Genomic DNA, 15,706 nt, shown 5'->3' with positions numbered 1-15,706 from the left:
CGGAAAGGTAACCGACCGGTCTCGCTCCGCTCGCACCGCGGTCGGTCACCCGGCGTCGCGCCGCCGCACCCGTCCCCCGCGGTGGGCCGGCTGCTCCGGCGTGCCCGGGACCAGCCGCAGGTGCGGGATCAGGCCGTGATCGGCCAGGACCTCCAGCGCGCGCCGCTCGACCGGCCCGAACTCGAGGGGCAGCGGTGCGCCCGGGGCGGCCGGCTCCCGGGGCTGTTCGTCCCGCGCGGGCACCTCGGGCACCCCGAGCAGGACCCCGACGACGCAGTCGTCGCACGCCTGGTGCCGCACCACGCAGCGGTCGCAGTCGATGATCATCGCGGGCCTCCGGCCGTCGGCCCCGGCATCTCCCGGGGAGTCGTGGCGGACGGTAGGAGGGGGGTCCGACAGTCACGGGCCGTCGACGAGGTCGGTGTGACCCAGGTCTCAGATCCGGGAGAGGCGCTCCAGCAGGACGCTGGACGGCACCGGGTGCGCGCCCCGGCGGCGCACCGAGTCGACGACGGCCCGGTCGGAGGTCACCACCACGAGCGGGCGTCCCTCCGGCTCGGCGTCCACCAGGGTGCGGATCAGGTCGTCCGCGATCACGCCCGGCTCCGAGAACAGCACCCGCACCCCGCGGATCGACGCGGTCGGCACCCCGGAGATGCCGGCACCGTCGAAGACGAGCGTGGTCTCGGCGTGGGTGCGGGCGGCGAGCGGGGCGACCGCCGCGACCAGGCGGTCACGCTGCGCGGACAGCGAGAGAGCGGGCCACCCGGTCTTCGTGACGTTGTAGCCGTCGACGAGCAGGTGGACCTCGGGCAGCGCGAGCAGGCGGTCGAGGGTCGCGGGGTCGGTCACACGGGCCATCGGCGCGCGCGCCGCCGATCCGACCAGCTCGGCCGGGCGCGGACCGATCCGCTGGTCGTCGGCGCGCAGCCCCAGCTCGTGCCGCAGTCCGGCGGCGGCCCCCGCGACGGTGTCGACGAGCAGGGCCAGGCGGGCGTCGTCGGCGTGCCGGGCCTCGTGGGCCGCACGGCGGGCCGACTCCAGCTCCGCGGTCGCGCGGCGGGCCCGCGCCTCGGCCGCCGCGACCGCGTCCTGGTCCCGGCCGCGCTCCCGGCGGAGGTCCTCGAGCTCGCGCACGAGGTGGCCCTGGCCCTCCTCGAGCCGGTGGGCAGCGTCGGCCGCCGTCGTCTCGGCCTGCTTGACCCGCACGCCCTGCTCGCGCAGCCGGGCGCGGAGCTTCGCGACCTCGTCGGACAGGTCCGGTGTCGCGTCCCGCACCCGGGCCCGCGCCTCGTCGCGCTCGGCGGTGACCCGCTCCAGGTCGGCGGCCAGGCGGTCGGCACGGGTGAGCGCGGCGTCCCGCTCGGCCCGCAGCTTCCCGACGTCGGCCCGTTCCCCGGCGTCGCGCAGCAGGTCGCCCGCCGCCTCGGGGTCGCCGCGCAGCACGGCGACCGCCGCGGCGTGCACCGGCTCGACGACGGGCGGCTCCCACTCCTCGGGCCGGTGCTCGGTCCACCAGGCCACGACGTCCTCGGCGAACCCGTCCACCGAGCGCAGGGCCGACAGCAGCGGGCCCGACCCCACCTTCGCGCGCTTGGCGGGGGCGAACCGGGCGATCGGGCGGACCGGGGCGGGCAGGTCGGCCGACGGCATCTGCCCGACCGCGCGGCTCACGAGGTCGGCCACCCGGCTGCGGACGGTCTCGGGGGCCGCGTCCAGGAGGGCGGCGCGCAGGGCGGCGCCGCCGTCGGACGGATCGGCCCCGGGAGCCGCGTCCGCCTCCTCCCCCGCCACCATCGGGCCAGGCTAGCGGCCCCGCGAGGTCGTCGGTCGGACGAGACTGTCGGTGGGTCGATCTAGCGTGCCGGGCCATGGACGCCGCCCTCGGCCCGCGCCCGGTCACCGGGCCCGATCCGCAGCTCACCTTCGAGGAGCTGGGCACGCCGCTGCACGCGGCGACCTTCGTGGTGCTCGACCTGGAGACCACCGGCGGGCCGCCCGCCGGGCCGGACGCCGCGGGCGGACCCGACGCGATCACCGAGATCGGGGCGGTGAAGGTGCGTGGGGGACGCGTGGTCGGCGAGTACGCGACGCTGGTCGACCCGGGGCGCGACGTGCCGCCGCAGATCGTCGCGCTCACGGGCATCACCACGGCGATGGTGCGGGACGCGCCGCGGCTGCCCGCGGTCCTGCCGGGGTTCCTGGAGTTCTGCGCGGGGGCGGTGGTCGTGGCGCACAACGCCCCGTTCGACGTCGGGCACCTGCGGGCGGCGTGCCGTCGCCACGGGTCGGCGTGGCCGCGGCCGCCCGTGGTGTGCACCGCCCGCCTCGCCCGCAAGGTGCTCACCCGCGACGAGGCGCCGTCCTGCCGGCTGTCGGCCCTGGCCACCCTGTTCCGGGCCGCGACGCGGCCGGTCCACCGCGCGCTCGACGACGCACGGGCCACCGTCGACGTGCTGCACGGCCTGCTCGAGCGGGTGGGCGGGCAGGGGGTGGCCTCGTTGGAGGACCTGCTCGCCCTGCAGGTCGAGACGACGCCCGCCCAGCGCGGCAAGCGCCACCTGGCCGACGCCGTGCCGCACGCCGCCGGGGTCTACCTGTTCCGCGGCCCGGCCGACGAGGTGCTCTACGTCGGCACCTCGAACGACCTGCGGCGGCGGGTCCGCTCCTACTTCACCGGCTCGGAGAAGCGGGCCCGCGTCAAGGAGATGGTCGCCCTCGCCGAGCGGGTGGACTGGGTGGAGTGCGCCCACGCGCTGGAGGCGGAGGTGCGCGAGCTGCGGCTGCTCGCCGGGCACGCCCCGCGCTACAACCGCCGGTCCCGCTACCCGCACAAGGGCTGGTGGATCACGCTGACCGACGAGCCGTTCCCGCGCTGGTCGGTGGTCCGCACGCCGCGCACCGACGCCGTCGGGCCGTTCGGCCGGCGCCCCGACGCCGTGCGCGCCGTCGAGGCCCTCGTCGACGCGGTGGCCCTGCGGCCCTGCACGCAGCGCATCCCGGCGCGGGGCGGCCGCGGCAGCCCGTGCGCCCTGCACGGCCTGGGGCGCTGCGGGGCGCCGTGCGCGGGCCTGCAGAGCGCGGCGGAGTACGCGCCCGCGGTGGACGGCGCGCTGGCGCTCGTCCGCGGGGGTTCCGACGACGGGTTGGTGCGGCTGCGCGACCGCGTCTCCGCCCTCGCGGCCGGCGAGCGCTTCGACGCCGCAGCGGCCCAGCGGGACCGCCTGGCCGATCTCGCCGGCGCGCTCGGCCGGGTCCAGCGCCTCTCCGCCGTGGCGGGCACCGAGGAGCTGGTGGCGGCCCGGCCCGACGGCACCGGGGGCTGGGAGCTCGCCGTGGTGCGGCACGGGCGGCTCGCGGCGGCGGGCACGGCGCGGCGGGGGGTGCCGCCGATGCCGGTGGTGGAGACGCTGGTGTCCGCGGCGGAGACGGTCCGGCCTGGAGCCGGGCCGCTGGGCGGCGCACCCCCGGAGGAGGTCGGCGTGATCACGCGGTGGCTGGAGCGGCCCGGGACGCGGATGGTGCGCACCACCGCGCCGTGGGCGGTCCCCGCGCGGGGCGCGGGGGCCTGGGCGGAGTGGGTGGCGCGGGCCCGCGAGGCGGCGCGGACGACGATCGACCCCGAGGCGGCCCACCGTCCCGGCGGTGGCCCGGCGGCGGACCGCCGCCCGGGAGACGGGGCCGGCACCGGGCCGCCCTCTAGAGTCGCGGCCGAGCACGCCGGTCCGCCCCGCGCGGGTCGCCATCGTCGAACCAGGGAGCCCCCGTGATCACGGCCATCGTCATGATCCACGCGAACGCCGACCGGATCCCCGAGACCGCGCAGGCGATCGCCGAGCTCTCGGGGGTCACCGAGGTCTACTCGTGCGCCGGGGACGTCGACCTGATCGCGATGGTGCGGGTCCGCGAGCACGACGAGCTCGCCGACGTCATCGCGGGCGGGCTGAGCCGGGTGCCGGGTGTCGTCGACACGTCCACGCACATCGCGTTCCGCTCGTACTCGGCGCAGGACACCGACGCCGCCTTCGCGGTCGGGCTCGACTGAGTCGTCCCCGGCCCCGACGGGAGGGGCTCAGCCCCGGAGGCGTGCCGCCGTGGCCGCCCACCGCTCGAGCAGCGCCGCGGCAGAACCGTCGTCGACGGCCGCCGCCGCACGGTCCCGCCCCGCGGCGACCGCGTCGTGGAGGTCCGGCCGGCCGTGGCCGAGGGCCTCGTCGTAGGCCGCGAGCGCGGCCCCGGCGTTGAGCAGCACCGCCTCGCGGACCGGGCCGTGCTCCCCCGCGAACAGGGTCCGGGCCGCGGCGGCGTTCACCGCGGCGTCGCCTCCGCGCAGGTCGCCGGGCACCGAGACGGGGACGCCGATCCGGGTCGGGTCGAGGGTCTCGCGGGTGACCCCGGCGGGTCCGGCCCGCCAGACGGTGGTCGTGGTGGTCGTGGTGATCTCGTCGAGGCCGTCGTCGCCGCGGACGACGAGCGCGGTGTCGCCCCGGTCGGCGAGCACCTCCGCCAGCAGCGGCGCGAACCGGGCGTCGGCACAGCCGATCAGGGCCGCCGCCGGGCGGGCCGGGTTGGTGAGCGGGCCGAGGAGGTTGAACGCCGTCGGCACCCCGATCTCGCGGCGCACACCACCGACGTGGCGCATCGCGGGGTGGAAGGTCTGGGCGAAGCAGAACCCGATGCCGACCTCGGCGACGCTCGCGGCCACGGCCTCCGGGCCCAGGTCGATCGGCACCCCGAGGGCCTCGAGCAGGTCGACCGAGCCGCACGCCGACGACGCGGCCCGACCGCCGTGCTTGACCACCCGGGCGCCGGCGGCGGCCATCACGACCGCGGACATCGTCGAGATGTTGACCGTGTGCGCCTGGTCCCCGCCGGTGCCGACGATGTCGACGACGACGCCGTCGACCTCCACCGCGCGCGCGTGGGCCCGCATCACCTCGGCCAGACCGCCGATCTCCGCGGCGGTCTCGCCCTTGGACCGCAGGGCCACGACGAACGCGCCGACCTGCGCGGGCGACGCCTCACCCGACATCATCCGGTCCATCGCCCACGCCGCCTCCGGCCCGCCGAGGTCCTCGCCGCGCAGGAGCCGGCCGAGCAGGCCCGCCCACGTCGGGGGCGCGGCCGGCTCCGCGGCACTCACACCCGGCGAGCTCATCCCTGGCGCGCCGGCACCCCGGCCCGCAGGACGTCGGCCACCGTGCGGGCCGCCGTCACCGGGTCGAGGGGCTGGACGAGGACGGCGTCGGCCTGCGACCAGGTCGCCAGCCAGCGGTCGTCCTCGCGACGCACGACGACGATCACCGGGGCCGGGTCGTCGCTCTCGTTCTTCAGCTGGCGGCACACGCCCATGCCACCGGTCGGCTGCGCCTCGCCGTCGAGCACCGCCAGGTCGAGCTCGCCCGCGTCGGCCGCGCCGAGCACGTCGGCGATGCCGTCCGCCTCCCGGAACCGCAGCCGGGGCAGGTCGCGGGCCGGACGCCGTCCGACCGCGGCCATCACGGCCTCCCGGACCTCGGGTCGGTGGCTCATCACCACGACGTCGAGCGTGCGCGGGTCGGAGGCGCTTCCTGCGGCTGTGCTCATCTTCGACGGGCCCTCCCCGGCGCGTGGAGTCGACTGCCCGCGCAGCCTAGCCACCGGGGGGCGGCGGCCGCCCCGACCCGCCGTCGGGAATCCCGACTACGACACGACGTACGACGATCAGTAGGAGAATCCGCAGGTAGACGGCGGTGCAGGTGGGGACCGTGATCGCGGGGCCTCGCCCCACCCGGCTGATGTCGGAGGGAGGTGACATGATGCCTCCCGTGACGACCGCCCCGAGTGCGCCGGCGCCCTCCTTCAGCGCGCGCATCCACTCCCTGAACCGGCCCAACGTGGTCAGCGTGGGGACGATCATCTGGCTCTCCAGCGAGCTGATGTTCTTCGCCGGGCTGTTCGCCATGTACTTCGTCGCACGCGCGCAGAACGTGGGCGAGTGGCCGCCGGCCCCGACCGAGCTGGACGTGCCCTACGCGCTGGTGAACACGATCGTCCTGGTGGCGTCGTCGTTCACCTGCCAGTACGGCGTGTTCGCGGCCGAGCGCGGCGATGTGTTCGGCCTGCGCCGCTGGTACGCGGTCACGTTCGTGATGGGGCTGTTCTTCGTCCTCGCCCAGGTGAACGAGTACCACACGCTCGTCACCGAGCACTCGACGACGATCGCCTCCAGCGCGTACGGCTCGGTCTTCTACATCACCACCGGGTTCCACGCCCTGCACGTCACCGGCGGGCTCGTCGCGTTCGTGCTGCTGATCGCCCGCACGTTCCTCAGCCGGTTCACGCCGGCGCAGGCGACCGCCGCGATCGTCGTCTCGTACTACTGGCACTTCGTGGACGTGGTCTGGATCGGCCTGTTCGCGGTCATCTACTTCATCCGATAGACGGCACGAGAGTCAGGGGTAGGCCACCACATGAGCGACCGGACGCCACGCCCGCGCAGGCTGTGGGCGCGTGCGGGCACCAGGACGCGCCGTCGCGTCGCGGGCTTCCTCGCCCTCGGCGTCGCGCTGCTCGCGATCGGGGGTCTGTACGCGGCCTTCCAACCGAAGCCGCAGACCGCCGAGGCCCAGGACACCGCCCTGGTCCGCGAAGGGCAGTCGCTCTACGACAACGCCTGCATCACGTGCCACGGCTCGAACCTGCAGGGTGTCGTCGGGCGCGGTCCCAGCCTGATCGGCGTCGGCCAGGCGTCCGTGTACTTCCAGGTCTCCACCGGCCGCATGCCGCTGAAGGCCCAGGGCGCGCAGGCCGACCGGAAGAAGGTCGAGTACGACCCGCAGCAGATCGACGCGCTGGGGGCCTACATCCAGGCCAACGGCGGCGGCCCGGTCGTCCCGGCGGAGCCCGACGCGGCCCTCGTCGGCTCCGACCTCGGGCGCGGCGGTGAGCTCTTCCGCCTCAACTGCGCCCAGTGCCACAACTTCACCGGTCGCGGCGGCGCGCTGTCCTCCGGGAAGTTCGCGCCGGTGCTGGACGCGGCGAACCCGCACCAGATCTACGCGGCCATGCAGGTCGGCCCGGGCAACATGCCGACCTTCGCCGACTCGCAGCTCTCCCCCGAGGAGAAGCGGGACATCATCGGCTACATCAAGTCGGTCTCCGGGGACACGGGCCCCGTGAACCCGGGCGGCAACGGGCTCGGCGGCTTCGGCCCCGTGCCCGAGGGTCTGGTCGCCTTCTTCGTCGGCCTCGCCGCCCTGATCGGTATCTCCCTCTGGATCGGATCCCGCCAGTGAGTGCACCACCCGAGTCCCAGTACAGCGATCAGGCCGGGACACAGCCGGATCGCAACGAACTGCCCATCCCGAGCGACGCCGAGCTCGCCGAGATGAGCACCGACGACCTGGTGCGTCTCGGCAACCGGATCGACGACATCGAGGTCGTCTCGGACCGCCCGCGTTTCCCGGTGCCCGGGACCCGCGCGGAGAAGCGGGCCGAGCGGCAGGTCGCCGGCTGGTTCATCCTCGCCGCGGTGATGGGCCTCGCGTTCATCGTCATCTTCATCGCCTGGCCCTGGGAGTACGTCTCCCCCGGCCAGGAGGGCGCGCTTCTCTACGTCCTCTACACGCCGCTGATCGGGGTCACCCTCGGCCTGTCGGTGCTCGGGGTCGGCATGGGCGTCATCGCCTACTCCAAGAAGCTGCTGCCCGAGGACCTGACGATCCAGCAGCGGCACGACGGCCGGTCCTCCGAGCTCGACCGTCGTACCGCCGCGGCCCGGCTCGTGCAGACCGGCCAGCAGAGCGGGCTCGCCCGCCGGAAGCTGATCTTCCGGTCGCTCGGCGCCGCGGGCGGGATCCTGACCGCCGGCATCGCGGTCGCGGCGTTCGGCGGCCTCGTCAAGAACCCGTGGAAGGAGGGCGACGAGTCGCCCCTCCTGGTGACCGACTGGAAGTCCACCAACGGCGAGCGGGTCTACCTGCGGAAGTTCGACGGCAACCCGGAGGAGGTCGTCCTCATCCGCGCGGGTGACCTCGAGCCCGGCTCCATGGAGACGGTCTTCCCCTTCAAGGAGTCCGACCGCGACGACCCGGAGCACCTCGCCGAGGTCGTCCGCTCGGCCGACTCCCCCGTGATGCTGATCCGCCTGCGGCCCAACGTCACGATCATCAAGCGGGCCGGCCAGGAGGACTTCAACTACGGGTCGCTCTTCGCCTACTCCAAGATCTGCAGTCACATGGGATGCCCGACCTCGCTGTACGAGGACCAGACCAACCGCATCCTGTGCCCGTGCCACCAGTCGCAGTTCCAGGCGAACGAGTACGCCCGGCCCATCTTCGGTCCGGCTGCCCGTCCACTGGCGCAATTGCCCATCGCGGTGGACGATCAGGGGTACCTGTACGCCCGCAGCGACTTCATCGAGCCGGTGGGGCCCGGCTTCTGGGAGCGTCGTTCATCATGAGTGCGATCACCACACCCACTCGAAGCGGTAGCACGGCGATGAAGCTCGTCGGTACCGCGGCCGACGAGGTCGACAGCCGGGTCCACCCGGCCGGTCCGGTCCGTCGGCAGATCAACAAGGTCTTCCCCACGCACTGGTCGTTCATGCTGGGCGAGATCGCGATGTACAGCTTCATCGTCCTGCTGATCTCGGGGACGTGGCTGGCCATCTTCTACGACCCGTCGATGGCCGAGACGACCTACGAGGGCTCCTACCCGGGCCTGCGCGGCGTCACGATGTCGATGGCGTACGAGTCGACCGTCAACATCTCGATGGACGTGCGCGGCGGGCTGTTCATCCGCCAGGTCCACCACTGGGCCGCGCTGCTCTTCGTCGCCGCGATGATCGCGCACATGATGCGGACGTTCTTCACCGGTGCGTTCCGCCGCCCGCGCGAGACGAACTGGGTGCTCGGCGTCGTCCTGCTGCTCACCGGCATGATCGAGGGCTTCCTCGGCTACTCGCTGCCGGACGACCTCCTCTCCGGTACCGGCATCCGCACCGGACTCTCCGCGATCGTCATGTCGATCCCGGTGGTCGGGACGTGGCTGCACTGGGCGATCATGGGCGGCGAGTTCCCGGGCCACATCATCATCCCGCGCCTGTACATCGTCCACGTCTTCCTGCTGCCGGGCATTATCCTCGCGGTGATCGGCGTGCACGTGGCGCTGGTGTGGTTCCAGAAGCACACCCAGTTCCCCGGGCCGGGACGCACCGAGCGCAACGTCGTCGGTGTCCGCATCCTCCCGACGTTCGCGGCCAAGGCCGGCGGCTTCATGGTCGTGTCGGTCGGCGTCATGGCGATCATGTCGGGCGTCTTCCAGATCAACCCGATCTGGAAGCTCGGCCCGTACGACCCGACGCAGGTCTCGGCCGGCTCGCAGCCGGACTTCTACATGGCCGTCTTCGACGGGGCGGTCCGCCTGTGGCCGGCGTGGGAGATGTACCTCGGGAACTACACGATCCCGGCGATCTTCTTCCCGGCGGTCATCGGCTTCGGCCTCCTGGTGAACCTGCTGATCGCCTACCCGGTGATCGAACGCAAGCTCACCGGCGACGACGCGCACCACAACCTGCTGCAGCGTCCGCGCGACGTCCCGGTCCGCACGGCGACCGGCATGATGGCGCTGTCGTTCTACTTCTGGCTCGTCGTGGCCTGCGGCAACGACATCATCGGCTACACGTTCGACATCTCGCTGAACGTGATGACGTGGATCGGCCGCATCGGTCTCCTGGTGATCCCGCCGGTCGTGTACTTCGCGACCTACCGGATCTGCCTCGGGCTGCAGCGCGGGGACCGCGAGGTCCTCGAGCACGGCATCGAGACCGGCCACATCAAGCGCCTGCCGCACGGTGAGTTCATCGAGGTGCACCAGCCCCTCGGCGGCGTGGACGAGCACGGCCACGCCATCCCGCTCGCCTACCAGGGCGCCACGGTGCCGAAGCGCATGAACGACCTCGGCTCCGCCGGATCGCCGGTCAAGGGTGGTTGGTTCCGCCCCGACCCGGCGGAGGAGCAGGAAGAGGTCCACGGCCGCGACCCGATGCAGGTCGAGCCGAACAGTGAGCGCGAGCTCGCCGGCCGTCCGGACGCCGGGCGCCCGCGCGACACGCGGGACTGACACCAGCACCACCCACGACGGGGCGGGGAGCCGATCGGCTCCCCGCCCCGTCGTTCGTCTGCGGGGGCTCGTCCGCGGCGCCCCAGGCCGCTCACGATGCGAGTGCTCCACCAGGCATCCCCGGTAGCCGCGGGACTGCGCCATGTCGACCTCGCGCAGATGGTCGCCGGCCCACGGCCCCGCGAGAGCTACACCTGGCAGGTTCCGGAGCCGCGGGACCTGCGCCATGTCGACCTCGCGGCCCCGGCGTGGCCAGCCCGTTCCGCGAGAGCTACACCTGGCACGTTCCAGAGCCGCGGGAGCTGCGCTATGTCGACCTCGCACAGGCCGAGCGGCACACCAAGCACCGCCGCAGACCGTTCCAGGGACCTGATGTGCCTCCTCTCGCTGCTCCGCCCCTCACCGGAGCTCGGGATGAACGAGCACTTGGCGCGGTCACCCGGGTCCCCCTGCCACCGACGGTGCTCGCTGATCACCACGGGACTCCCGGCACTGGTCCCACGCATCGGGGGCACCCGAGGGCGACACCACGCAGGCTCAGCGGCCTCGGAACCTGCGCCATGTCGCCCTCCCGCGACGGCAGGGCCGAGCCCGTCCCGTGAGAGCTACACCTGGCAGGTCCCGGTGCCGCGGGACCTGCGCCATGTCGACCTCGCGCAGGCCGAGCGGCACACCACGCACCGCCGCGGGCCGCCGCGGGGGCCTGATGTGCCTCTCGCTGCTCCACCCATCACCGGACGGGGGATGAACGAGCACCTGGCGCGGTCACCCGGAGCCCCGCCCCACCGACGGTGCTCGCTGATCACGCACCCATCGGAAGGGCGCCTCATCCCGAGGGCGACACCACGCAGGCCCAGCAGCCGAAGAACCTGCGCCATGTCGACCTCGACAGCCGGCTCCACGACCCCTACAGAGCACGCAGGGCCCCTCCCGCGGACGGGAGGGGCCCTGGAGAGACGCGACGGCTAGTGGGCCTCGGGGCCCGCGTGGTACTCGAACACGAGGCCGCAGATGGCAATGATCAGCGCGATCCCGGCGAGCACGATCAGCCACCACTGGTAGATGGCCAGCCCGAGCCCGGTGAACGCCACACCGGCCGCCACACCCAGCGGCCAGTAGCTGCCCGGGCTGAAGAAGCCGATGTCGCCGGCGCCGTCGGACACCTCGGCCTCCGGGTTGTCCTCCGGCCGCTCCTCGAGGCGGCGGGCGACAAACCGGAAGTACGTGCCGATGATCAGCGTCAGGCCGCCCGTCAGGGTGAGGGCGACGATGCCGACCTCCTCGCCCGAGAGCACGCCGTAGACGATCGCGCACACGAAGCAGAAGACGGTCAGGATCTCGAAGATCCGGGACTCGACCCTCATCGCCGAGTGCTCCTCTCGCTGGCGGCGGCCATCAGAAGGCCAGGCGGTCGGTCGGGTTCGGGTTGAACGGCTTCGTCGTCACCGCGGTCGGCGCGCACAGTTCCCCGCAGTTCATCTGCTGCAGTGCCTGCGCGGCCGAGTACGCCTGCCGCGTCGACGGGTTCACCGACTGCCGCAGCTGCATGTACTGGTCGAACAGGTTCGGCGGGAGCGCGCGGACCTCGAAGTTCATCATCGAGTGGTACGACCCGCAGTACTCCGCGCACCGCCCGACGAAGGCGCCGGGACGCTCGATGCGCTCGATGACCCAGGTGTTCTTCTGGTCGTTCTTCTCCGGCTCCGGCAGCACGTCGCGCTTGAAGAGGAACTCGGGGATCCAGAAGGAGTGGATGACGTCCTCGGCGTGCTGGGTGAACTGGATCGGGCGGTCGGTCGGCAGGACGAGGAGGGGGACCTCCTCGGTGGTGCCGACGGTCGCGACCGGTGCCCCGACGGGGTTTCGCGTGCCGGGGTAGGCGAACTCCCAGTTCCACTGGAAGGCGACGACGTCGACCTGGAGCTCGTTGCCGGTCGGCTGTCGGTCGACGACGTTCTGCACGACGACGGTGAAGTAGAAGAGCACCGCCACGATCACCAGCGGGATGACGGTGAGGACCAGCTCGAGCGGCAGGTTGTACTGGAACTGGCGCGGCAGCTCCGACTCGCCCGCCTTGCGGCGGTGGAACGCCACGGTCCACGCGGTCAGGCCCCACACGATCACGCCGACGGCGAGCGCCGCGATGGCGGACCAGGTCCACAGGTTCCGCATCATCGTGGCCTCGGGCGTCACGCCCACGGGCCACCCGAAGCGGATCGCGTCCTGCACCGAGCAACCGGTGGACACGAGCGCCGTGACGACGCCGAGACCGGCCAGCTGGGCGGCGCGCGTCAGACGACGCCGCCGGGACGACACCTCCCGGGCCTGGGCAAGACTCCCTGCTCGGCGCACTGCTGGCCAACCTCCTCGAGGCCGTGCGACCTCGGGTTTCGACGGGTCTTGCACCCACCCTCGGTCCGGACACCGGGAGACTATCCGAGCTGACTCCTACGCGCTGTCGGAGGGGCGCGACGGTGGTCGACGGGAGTGTCGGACCCCCTCGCCATACTGGTCCGCGTGTGCGGGCTGATGGGTTGGATCACCACCGACGGCGCCGGGGCGCGGTACGCGGCGGACCTGGAGGCGGCGCTGCCCTGCATGCGTCACCGGGGTCCCGACGAGCCCGGCCTCTGGCACGACGACGACGTGGCGCTCGGCTTCGCCCGGCTGTCGATCATCGACGTCGAGGGCTCGCACCAACCGCTGGCCTTCGGCGACGGCCGCTACCGCATCATCTTCAACGGCGAGATCTACAACTACGTGGAGCTGCGGGCGGAGCTCGCGCGCGATCACGGCGTCACGTTCGCCACCGAGGGCGACACCGAGGCCATCGTCGCGGCGTACTCGGTGTGGGGCGCCGACGCGGTGCCTCGCCTGCGCGGGATGTTCACCTTCCTGATCTGGGACACCCACGAGCGCGTGCTGTTCGGCGCGCGCGACCCGTTCGGCATCAAACCGCTGTTCTTCGCCGCGGGCGCGCACGGCGTGGCGTTCTCCAGCGAGAAGAAGTGCCTGCTCGCGGTCCTCGACGAGCTGGGCGCGTCGAGCACCGCACCCGATCCGGAGGCCCTGCAGCACTACCTGACGCTGCAGTACGTCCCGGAGCCCGCGACGCTGCACCGGGCGGTGCGGCGCCTGGAGTCCGGATGCTCGTTCACGATCTCCCCCGGCGAGCCGATCGCGGTGCAGCGCTACTTCACCCCGCGCTTCGACGAGCGGCCGATCCCGCGCGGGGACCACGCGGAGGAGACCGGCCGGCACGAGGAGATCACCGAGGTCCTGCGGGACTCGGTGGCCAAGCACATGCGCGCGGACGTGACCGTGGGCGCCTTCCTGTCCGGGGGGATCGACTCCACCGCGATCGCCGCGCTGGCCCGCGAGCACAACCCGGACCTGATCACCTTCACCACCGGGTTCGAGCGCTCCGGCTACTCCGAGGTCGACGTGGCGGCGGAGTCCGCGCACGCGATCGGCGTGCAGCACGTCGTCAGGACGGTGTCCGCGCAGGAGATGATGGACGCCCTGCCGCTGATCGTCTGGTACCTGGACGACCCGGTGGCCGACCCGGCGCTGGTCCCGCTGTACTTCGTGGCCCGCGAGGCCCGCAAGCACGTCAAGGTGGTGCTGTCGGGCGAGGGCGCGGACGAGCTGTTCGGCGGCTACACGATCTACAAGGAGCCGCTGTCCCTCGCTCCGTTCGACGCCCTGCCGGGAGCCGTCCGCAAGCTGGCCGGGGCGCTCAGCGAGCGGCTGCCGACCGGGATGAAGGGCAAGGACCTGCTGCGCCGGGGTGCGCTCCCCCTCGAGCAGCGCTACTACGGCAACGCCCGCAACTTCTTCCCCGCGCAGCTCGCCGACGTGCTGCGCTCCTACGACGACGAGCTCTCCCACGTAGACGTGACGCAGTCGGTCTACGAGGGGTCGCGGAGCTGGAGCCCGGTCGCCCGCATGCAGCACGTCGACCTGTTCACGTGGCTGCGGGGCGACATCCTGGTCAAGGCCGACAAGATGACGATGGCCAACTCGCTGGAGCTGCGCGTCCCGTTCCTGGACCCGGAGGTGTTCCGGGTCGCGTCCGCCCTGCCGACCGATCAGAAGATCGCGCACGGCACGACGAAGTACGCCCTGCGGCGCGCGATCGAGGGGATCGTGCCCCCGCACGTGCTGCACCGGCGCAAGCTGGGCTTCCCGGTGCCGATCCGGCACTGGCTGGCCACCGACATGCTCGACTGGGCGCGCGCGATCGTCCGCGACTCGCAGACCGACGCGATCCTCGACAAGGCCGCCGTGCTCCGTCTCATCGACGAGCACCGCAGCGGCCCGGTGGACCACTCCCGGCGCATCTGGACGCTGCTCGTGTTCATGCTCTGGCACGGCATCTTCGTCGAGCAGCGCATCCGGCCGGAGGTCCCGGAGCCGGTCTACCCGGTCTATGCGTGACGTGGGCAGGGCAACGATCGGGCTGTCGGGTCCCGGCGTGTCACCTACGGTGAGTCGCTGATCCGAAGCGAGTAGTCAACCGAGAGGACCTCCCGGCCCGATGGACGTACTGGGAATCGGCAACGCGATCGTCGACGTGCTCACGCAGACCGACGACGACACCATCACCGCCTTCGACCTGCCGAAGGGGGGCATGACGCTCGTCGACCAGGACCAGGCCGAGTCGCTCTACGCGAAGGCCGGGCAGACGACGGAGCGCTCGGGTGGCAGCGTGGCCAACTCCATCGCCATCGCCGCGGCGCTGGGCTCCGACGCCGGCTACGTCGGGAAGGTCCACAACGATCAGCTCGGCTCCTCGTTCACGAACTCGATCCGCAGCCACGGCGTGAGCTTCCGCACGCCGGCGCTGACCGAGGGTCCGTCGACCGCCCGCTGTCTCGTGCTCGTCACGCCCGACGGCGAGCGGACCATGGGCACCTACCTCGGCGCCTGCACCGCCCTCGGCCCGTCCGACATCGATCAGGACGAGGTGGCCGGCTCCGCGGTCACGCTGATCGAGGGCTACCTGGCCGACACCGAGCAGGCCCGCGCCACGATCGGCAAGATCGTCGACGCCACCGCGAAGAGCGAGGCCAAGGTGGCGCTCACGCTCTCCGACGCCGGCTGCGTCGAGCGGCACCGCGAGTACTTCCGCGAGCTCACCGCCGCGAACGTCGAGATTCTCGTCGCGGACGAGGACGAGGTCGCCGCGCTGGTGGGCGACGACGCCATCGAGTCGCTGCTCGCCGACCAGGGCGGCCACTGCGAGGTCGTCGCGGTCACCCACGGCGCGAAGGGCTCGACGATCTACGCGGTCGGCGGGGTGCGCCACGAGATCGAGGCACGTCCGGCCGACGAGCTCGTCGACACCACCGGCGCCGGCGACGCCTACGCCGGCGGCTTCCTGCACGGGCTCACCCACGGCCTGGACCTCGACGTGGCCGGGCGCATCGGTTCGGTCGCCGCGTCGCACGTGGTCGCCCAGCTCGGCGCGCAGCCGCCGGAGAACCTCAAGGCCAAGGTCGCCCAGGACGTGCCGCAGGCCGGTTAGGCCACACCACCCGGAACGAACGGCACTCTCGCGCGCGTAGATGCTGCGAGAGTGCCGTTCGCTCGGCAGGGC

14 protein-coding genes are annotated in these 15,706 nt (G+C 72.9%); 8 read left to right on the top strand and 6 right to left on the bottom strand.

Translation table 11 applies throughout. From position 1 onward, the window contains the following. Positions 1 to 45: 45 nt before the first annotated feature. Positions 46 to 327 carry a hypothetical protein gene (locus tag QRT03_RS12825; RefSeq protein ID WP_286053211.1) on the bottom strand — a complete coding sequence of 94 codons (282 nt, stop codon included), beginning with the start codon at positions 325 to 327 and terminating at the stop codon, positions 46 to 48. A gap of 108 nt (positions 328 to 435) precedes the next feature. After that, on the bottom strand, positions 436 to 1,797 hold the full coding sequence (locus QRT03_RS12820; protein ID WP_286053210.1) for an NYN domain-containing protein: 1,362 nt from the start codon (positions 1,795 to 1,797) through the stop codon (positions 436 to 438). Positions 1,798 to 1,871: 74 nt separating this feature from the next. Between QRT03_RS12820 and QRT03_RS12815 the strand changes: the two genes are divergently transcribed. Both QRT03_RS12815 and QRT03_RS12810 read left to right on the top strand, forming a co-directional pair. Then, positions 1,872 to 3,770: a DEDD exonuclease domain-containing protein gene (locus QRT03_RS12815; protein ID WP_286053209.1), complete on the top strand. Its 1,899-nt coding sequence runs from the start codon at positions 1,872 to 1,874 to the stop codon at positions 3,768 to 3,770. Beyond that, positions 3,767 to 4,045 (top strand): Lrp/AsnC family transcriptional regulator, encoded by a 279-nt coding sequence (locus QRT03_RS12810; protein ID WP_286053208.1) that lies wholly within the window; start codon positions 3,767 to 3,769, stop codon positions 4,043 to 4,045. Before QRT03_RS12815 ends, QRT03_RS12810 begins: the two co-directional genes overlap by 4 nt. Before the next feature lie 27 nt (positions 4,046 to 4,072). On the opposite strand, the gene trpD is transcribed toward QRT03_RS12810, so the two are convergent. Beyond that, positions 4,073 to 5,158 (bottom strand): anthranilate phosphoribosyltransferase, encoded by a 1,086-nt coding sequence (trpD, locus tag QRT03_RS12805; protein WP_425604826.1) that lies wholly within the window; start codon positions 5,156 to 5,158, stop codon positions 4,073 to 4,075. Continuing rightward, complete coding sequence (locus QRT03_RS12800; RefSeq protein WP_286053206.1) at positions 5,155 to 5,586, bottom strand: hypothetical protein; 432 nt, start codon at positions 5,584 to 5,586, stop codon at positions 5,155 to 5,157. Before QRT03_RS12800 ends, trpD begins: the two co-directional genes overlap by 4 nt. A gap of 212 nt (positions 5,587 to 5,798) precedes the next feature. Between QRT03_RS12800 and ctaE the strand changes: the two genes are divergently transcribed. Genes ctaE through qcrB form a run of 4 tightly spaced genes read left to right on the top strand, consistent with a single transcriptional unit; the run spans position 5,799 to position 10,104 of the window. Then, positions 5,799 to 6,422 (top strand): aa3-type cytochrome oxidase subunit III, encoded by a 624-nt coding sequence (gene ctaE, locus QRT03_RS12795; RefSeq protein ID WP_286053205.1) that lies wholly within the window; start codon positions 5,799 to 5,801, stop codon positions 6,420 to 6,422. Positions 6,423 to 6,452: 30 nt separating this feature from the next. Further along, positions 6,453 to 7,277 carry a cytochrome bc1 complex diheme cytochrome c subunit gene (gene qcrC, locus QRT03_RS12790; RefSeq protein WP_286053204.1) on the top strand — a complete coding sequence of 275 codons (825 nt, stop codon included), beginning with the start codon at positions 6,453 to 6,455 and terminating at the stop codon, positions 7,275 to 7,277. Next, positions 7,274 to 8,443 (top strand): cytochrome bc1 complex Rieske iron-sulfur subunit, encoded by a 1,170-nt coding sequence (gene qcrA, locus QRT03_RS12785; protein ID WP_425604825.1) that lies wholly within the window; start codon positions 7,274 to 7,276, stop codon positions 8,441 to 8,443. Before qcrC ends, qcrA begins: the two co-directional genes overlap by 4 nt. Then, positions 8,440 to 10,104: a cytochrome bc1 complex cytochrome b subunit gene (gene qcrB / locus QRT03_RS12780; protein ID WP_286053203.1), complete on the top strand. Its 1,665-nt coding sequence runs from the start codon at positions 8,440 to 8,442 to the stop codon at positions 10,102 to 10,104. The genes qcrA and qcrB overlap by 4 nt, the downstream gene beginning before the upstream one ends. Before the next feature lie 965 nt (positions 10,105 to 11,069). Here the strand turns inward: qcrB and QRT03_RS12775 are convergent. Both QRT03_RS12775 and ctaC read right to left on the bottom strand, forming a co-directional pair. After that, positions 11,070 to 11,468 carry a cytochrome c oxidase subunit 4 gene (locus tag QRT03_RS12775; protein WP_286053202.1) on the bottom strand — a complete coding sequence of 133 codons (399 nt, stop codon included), beginning with the start codon at positions 11,466 to 11,468 and terminating at the stop codon, positions 11,070 to 11,072. A 31-nt stretch (positions 11,469 to 11,499) separates the two neighbouring features. Continuing rightward, positions 11,500 to 12,456 carry an aa3-type cytochrome oxidase subunit II gene (gene ctaC / locus QRT03_RS12770; RefSeq protein ID WP_425604823.1) on the bottom strand — a complete coding sequence of 319 codons (957 nt, stop codon included), beginning with the start codon at positions 12,454 to 12,456 and terminating at the stop codon, positions 11,500 to 11,502. 165 nt (positions 12,457 to 12,621) lie between these two features. Here ctaC and asnB point away from each other — a divergent pair, with 165 nt between their 5' ends. Both asnB and QRT03_RS12760 read left to right on the top strand, forming a co-directional pair. Then, positions 12,622 to 14,544: an asparagine synthase (glutamine-hydrolyzing) gene (gene asnB, locus QRT03_RS12765; RefSeq protein WP_286053201.1), complete on the top strand. Its 1,923-nt coding sequence runs from the start codon at positions 12,622 to 12,624 to the stop codon at positions 14,542 to 14,544. 100 nt (positions 14,545 to 14,644) lie between these two features. Next, on the top strand, positions 14,645 to 15,634 hold the full coding sequence (locus QRT03_RS12760; RefSeq protein ID WP_286053200.1) for an adenosine kinase: 990 nt from the start codon (positions 14,645 to 14,647) through the stop codon (positions 15,632 to 15,634). Positions 15,635 to 15,706: the final 72 nt, after the last annotated feature.

It is taken from the genome of Actinomycetospora termitidis, assembly GCF_030286555.1.
Taxonomy (GTDB): domain Bacteria; phylum Actinomycetota; class Actinomycetes; order Mycobacteriales; family Pseudonocardiaceae; genus Actinomycetospora; species Actinomycetospora termitidis.
The sequence above is the reverse complement of the archived record's forward strand: the minus strand, read 5'-3'. Positions and strand labels throughout refer to the sequence as shown.

Coding starts and splice junctions, on each gene's coding strand:
- QRT03_RS12825 (WP_286053211.1), bottom strand. CDS start 327: ATGATCATCGACTGCGACCGCTGCGTGGTGCGGCACCAGGCGTGCGAC.
- QRT03_RS12820 (WP_286053210.1), bottom strand. CDS start 1,797: ATGGTGGCGGGGGAGGAGGCGGACGCGGCTCCCGGGGCCGATCCGTCC.
- QRT03_RS12815 (WP_286053209.1), top strand. CDS start 1,872: ATGGACGCCGCCCTCGGCCCGCGCCCGGTCACCGGGCCCGATCCGCAG.
- trpD (WP_425604826.1), bottom strand. CDS start 5,158: ATGAGCTCGCCGGGTGTGAGTGCCGCGGAGCCGGCCGCGCCCCCGACG.
- QRT03_RS12800 (WP_286053206.1), bottom strand. CDS start 5,586: ATGAGCACAGCCGCAGGAAGCGCCTCCGACCCGCGCACGCTCGACGTC.
- ctaE (WP_286053205.1), top strand. CDS start 5,799: ATGCCTCCCGTGACGACCGCCCCGAGTGCGCCGGCGCCCTCCTTCAGC.
- qcrC (WP_286053204.1), top strand. CDS start 6,453: ATGAGCGACCGGACGCCACGCCCGCGCAGGCTGTGGGCGCGTGCGGGC.
- qcrB (WP_286053203.1), top strand. CDS start 8,440: ATGAGTGCGATCACCACACCCACTCGAAGCGGTAGCACGGCGATGAAG.
- QRT03_RS12775 (WP_286053202.1), bottom strand. CDS start 11,468: ATGAGGGTCGAGTCCCGGATCTTCGAGATCCTGACCGTCTTCTGCTTC.
- QRT03_RS12760 (WP_286053200.1), top strand. CDS start 14,645: ATGGACGTACTGGGAATCGGCAACGCGATCGTCGACGTGCTCACGCAG.